The sequence below is a fragment of the Muriicola sp. genome (genome assembly GCF_049669965.1).
Taxonomy (GTDB): Bacteria; Bacteroidota; Bacteroidia; order Flavobacteriales; family Flavobacteriaceae; genus Muriicola.
On the sequence record NZ_JBATLB010000198.1, the window covers coordinates 1 to 3,845 of the forward strand.

Annotated in this window: 4 protein-coding genes; 2 read left to right on the forward strand and 2 right to left on the reverse strand. The window is 41.0% G+C overall.

The window, feature by feature from the left end:
- Together WBM49_RS10385 and WBM49_RS10390 are read left to right on the forward strand one after the other, a co-directional pair.
- Positions 1-524: tetratricopeptide repeat protein (locus WBM49_RS10385; RefSeq protein ID WP_424371984.1), on the forward strand; the 524-nt coding region annotated here is incomplete at its 5' end.
- Positions 525-565: 41 nt separating this feature from the next.
- A complete protein-coding gene (locus tag WBM49_RS10390; RefSeq protein WP_424371985.1) occupies positions 566-1,240 on the forward strand; it encodes an SCO family protein in 675 nt (224 codons plus the stop codon).
- 24 nt (positions 1,241-1,264) lie between these two features.
- Here the strand turns inward: WBM49_RS10390 and WBM49_RS10395 are convergent, their stop codons facing one another.
- Both WBM49_RS10395 and mnmA read right to left on the reverse strand, forming a co-directional pair.
- A complete protein-coding gene (locus WBM49_RS10395; protein ID WP_424371986.1) occupies positions 1,265-2,203 on the reverse strand; it encodes an NAD(P)H-dependent flavin oxidoreductase in 939 nt (312 codons plus the stop codon).
- 22 nt (positions 2,204-2,225) lie between these two features.
- Positions 2,226-3,416, reverse strand: coding sequence for a tRNA 2-thiouridine(34) synthase MnmA (gene mnmA / locus WBM49_RS10400; protein WP_424371987.1), 1,191 nt, complete (start codon positions 3,414-3,416; stop codon positions 2,226-2,228).
- Positions 3,417-3,845 lie beyond the last annotated feature (429 nt).

Consider the following 3,845-nt stretch of genomic DNA (forward strand, 5'->3'; position numbering starts at 1 on the left):
TAAAACTTATTTGGCATTATGCCCGGGGAATAGCTTTCATCAGAAAAAACAACCCAAAGGAGGCCCAAGAAGAACTGGATGCCATTCAGGAAATGCTGGCAGATCCTGATTTAGAAAATTTGATCGCTGCGGGTTTTGACTCAAGTAAAACCATCGCAGAACTGGCCTATCAGGTGGTAGCCGGTGAATTGCACGCCTTAAAGGGCGACCTCAAAAAGGCACAGGAGCATTTAGAAAAAGCAGTGGCCATTGAAGATGGTTTAACCTATACTGAACCGGCGGCATGGTATATCCCAACACGCCAAAACTTAGGGGCCATACTTTTAAAAGCTCAGAAACCCGAAGAAGCCGAAAAGATCTACAAAGAGGATTTGGAACTTTTAAGGCAAAATGGCTGGTCTTTGATGGGACTTTACAATAGTCTTGTAGCACAAGGTAAAATGGATGAAGCACTAAAAATTAAAAAGGAATATGATAAGGCGTGGGAACATGCCGATATCGATATTAATAATTCGGTACTTTAACGCACCCATTAGATCTTTTCCTTTTAATGCATTCCCGACATATGAAGAAATTGCTTTTTCCAATAGCAATACTTATACTATTTATTGTTGCTATCTATTTTTTTTCGCCAAGTAAAGTAAATACCAGCGAACCTCCAATCTACAATCCTGCTGATCTGAATCCCGCATTGGTAGATCTTAGTCTTCATGATATAGGTCAGGGTCATCGCGTTATGGACTTTTCTTTAATCAATCAGAATGGTGATACTATAACTCAGAAAGATTATGATGGTAGTATTTATGTAACCGATTTTTTCTTTACCCGTTGTCCAAGTATATGCCCGTTAATGAGCTTTAATATGGCACAAATTCAGGAAATCTTTAAGCAGGATGACGAGTTAAAATTACTGTCCCTATCGGTTACCCCCGAATTTGATAGTGTGGCTGTTCTAAAAAAATATGCACTTAAGTACAAAGCCAATCCTTCCAAGTGGAATATTACCACAGGTGATAAAGACCATATATATACCCTGGCTCGCAAAAGTTATTTTGCTGTTTTAAATGAAGGTGATGGGGGTTTACAGGATTTTATCCATACACCAAATTTTATATTGGTAGATTCCCAGAAGCAAATAAGGGGGATTTACGATGGCACCAAAAAAGAAGAAATATCACGTTTGGTAGACGACATTAATTCATTATTGAAAAAGCAACGGTCGCAACTTAGTGCTAAGTAATTGTATTACGCTATTCATAAACGCTTAAAAATACTTGGCATTTTTAGCTTTTTCATATTCGGCCATCATATCCTCGATGATCCGGGCTGCCGGTTTAATGTCGTGAATGATGGCAGAAACCTGGCCTATCTCTAGTTCGCCAGATTCCAGGTCCCCTTCGAACATGCCGTGTTTTGCCCGGGCTCTGCCTAATAATGTCTTTAGCTCTTCTGCAGAGGCACAACGTTTGTATGCTTGTTGGATCTCCTGATAGAATTCGTTCTTCAACATCCTCACAGGCGCCAACTCTTTCAGGGTCAGTTGGGTATCGCCCTCTTTGGCATCCACAACCTTTTGTTTGAACGATATATGGGAAGATGCTTCATGAGAGGCTACGAACCTGCTGCCTACCTGCACCCCATCTGCTCCAAGAACCATGGCAGCTAACATGGCTCCACCGGTTGCAATACCACCCGCCGCAATCAAGGGTATGTCTAACTGCTCTTTTACGGCAGGGATCAATGTAAGGGTAGTGGTCTCATCCCTCCCGTTATGACCCCCGGCCTCAAATCCTTCCGCAACTACGGCATCTACCCCGGCTTGTTCTGCTTTCAGGGCAAATTTTACACTGCTTACCACATGTACTACGGTAATTCCCTTGTCTTTTAAATAGGATGTCCAGGTGGCGGGGTTTCCTGCAGAAGTAAAAACAATAGGCACTTCCATTTCCGTGATAATCTCCATCAGCATATCGATATCCGGATATAGCATCGGTACATTAACCCCAAAAGGATTGGTGGTTGCCTGTTTGCACTTTTGAATATGTTCCCGCAGTATTTGGGGATACATACTGCCGGCTCCTATTACACCAAGGCCTCCCGCATTAGACACTGCAGAGGCTAGTCTCCAGCCACTGGCCCAGATCATCCCGGCCTGTACTATGGGATATTGAATCCCAAAAAGAGTGGTAATTCTATTTTGCATAAACGTTTAATTCCAATTGCTTCTAAGAGATCACCCCAGAGCCAACTAATTCTTCTCCAAGATACCAGGCGATGAATTGCCCTTCGGTAATAGCCGTTTGCTTCTGTTCAAAGTCGGCATAGAGTCCGCCAGCTACCTGGTACAAGGTAGCTTTTTGAAGGGGCTGTCTATATCGTATCCGGGCCATAACTTCCATGCTTTCGTCCATTCTCAACCTAAGATCTGGACGTACCCAATGAACTTCTTCCTGATGAACAAACAGGGTTTTTCTGTAAAGGCCGGGATGTGCCTTCCCCTGCCCTGTATAAATAACATTTTCGTCTACGTTGGTGCCAATAACAAACAAGGGTTCCTTTGTTCCGCCAACATCCAATCCTTTGCGTTGGCCTATCGTAAAATAATGTGCACCTTGATGTGCCCCCACTATTTTACCATCCTCTTTATTGTAGCTGGGTTTTTCTGACAAATACGCCAGTTCTTGTTCTTTATTATCAAAATTGGGAGGGAGATGTCCGTAGTGAGATGCATTTGCCGGCACTTCAATGATGTCTCCCTTTTTAGGTTTTAGTTGTTGTTGTAAAAAATCGGGCAAACGAACTTTTCCTATAAAGCAAAGCCCCTGTGAGTCCTTTTTTTCTGCGGTGATCAATTTATTTTCCGCAGCTATCCTTCTAACTTCAGGTTTGAGGAGATCACCAATGGGAAATAGTGTTTTGGCTAATTGTTCCTGCGAAAGTTGGCAAAGGAAATAGGACTGATCTTTATTGGGGTCTTTCCCTGCCAGGAGTTGATAATGTGTCTCAACCGAGGAATTTTTTACCATTCCTTTCCGGCAATAGTGCCCGGTTGCCACAAAGTCGGCGCCAAGATCCAAAGCAATCTTTAAAAAAACATCAAACTTAATTTCCCGATTACAAAGAATATCCGGATTAGGCGTCCTTCCGCGTTCGTATTCACGAAACATATAGTCTACGATACGTTCTTTGTATTGGACGCTGAGATCTACTGTCTGAAATGGGATCCCTAGCTTTTCTGCTACAATCAGGGCATCATTACTATCTTCTAACCAGGGGCATTCATTGGAAATAGTCACAGAATCATCGTGCCAATTCTTCATGAAAAGACCAATGACCTCATATCCTTGCATTTTCAACAAATATGCGGCTACGCTGCTGTCTACTCCTCCTGAGAGGCCTACTACTACTTTCTTCATATTTATCCTGCAAAAATACGAAATATTGCCTTGAGACACTAGCGATTTTCATCCCGGAATTAAGAGAAAGCTCCTTAAAATGATCGAATCTGAGTTATATATTTTGTTAATATTTTATTAATTATTATTAAACAAAAGCAACCAAAAAACCAATCGGCTATCTTAAAGATAATCGTAGATTGGATACCTGAAAAGACTATATATAAGGTGTTTAAATAAATATATTAACTATTACATGTTTGTTAAACATTTAATAAATATATTCTTTTGTTTAATCTATGTACTATTTTCGCTAAACATTAATTTTAAAACAAACCCAATGAAAACAACTTCAAAAATTATTAAATCTTGTTTATTACTTTGTGCCGTGGTGTTTATGGCTTCTTGTTCAAATGACGATGATCCAGCCCCGATGGTTGAAGCAGATCC